This is a genomic window from Methylobacterium indicum, from assembly GCF_001043895.1.
Classification (GTDB): domain Bacteria; phylum Pseudomonadota; class Alphaproteobacteria; order Rhizobiales; family Beijerinckiaceae; genus Methylobacterium; species Methylobacterium indicum.
In genome coordinates this window covers 1-770 of sequence record NZ_JTHF01000263.1, presented here as the reverse complement: position 1 = coordinate 770, position 770 = coordinate 1, and the positions used below count along the sequence as shown (strand labels likewise).

The following is a 770-nucleotide window of genomic DNA, read 5'->3' as shown; positions in this document are numbered from 1 at the left end:
CGCCTCTGGCAGAGCCGTACAATGTATTGCCTCTGATGATGTTGTCGTTTGCGTAGTATGTCGTTGCGCCGTTTACGTAAGTGCTAAGGTATATACCGCGCCAATCTTGGGATGATCCGGCCCATTTGTAGAGTAGATTGCTCGTAATGAAGCCCTGTTGAGCGCCGTAAATCGCAATGGCTGTCGAGAATGTATTGAAATGATTGTTCGAAATGAAGAAGCCGGGATAACCCTTGGCATCGGGCCAAACGATGCCCTGATCAACGGCGACGCCCGTGTTGTCCGTCCAGTGCAGCCCTTCGCAATCGCCGCTTACGTAGCCGACGTAGCGAGCTAAGAAAACGTTGACGCTGGAGATTTTGCCATCCGAGCAGCCACCGCCACTCTCGCCCGTGATGCTGATCGCGGCGCCCATATTGGCGCTCGGGAAAGATGTGACGCCGCCGAAATCCTTGCCGCGGATATGGATACCGTGAAAATCGAAACCCCAGATATTATAGGCGTCGATCCCCTTGCTCCAATACGTGGAGTTGTTGCCGACGCCGGCAATCTCGACGTTTGTGATGCGCGGGCCCTTGAAGATGTTCGAGGGAGCGGCCCCGTAACGTAGGGTGATCGCGGCGTTACCGTTGACCTGATCGACGGAGGTCGTCAGCGTCAGGCCGTCGATCGTGACCGGTCGCAGCGCGTCGCCCGGCGACAGGGAGATGCCGGCCGCACCCGCCGCCGCCGACGTAAACACGACTTGGCTGACGCCCGGCCCGTCGCCC

At 58.3% G+C, this 770-nt stretch carries 1 protein-coding gene; it reads right to left on the bottom strand.

The features are described from left to right. Window positions 1-770 (bottom strand): hypothetical protein (locus tag QR78_RS35140; protein WP_048430549.1); only part of this gene is annotated, 770 nt, incomplete at both ends.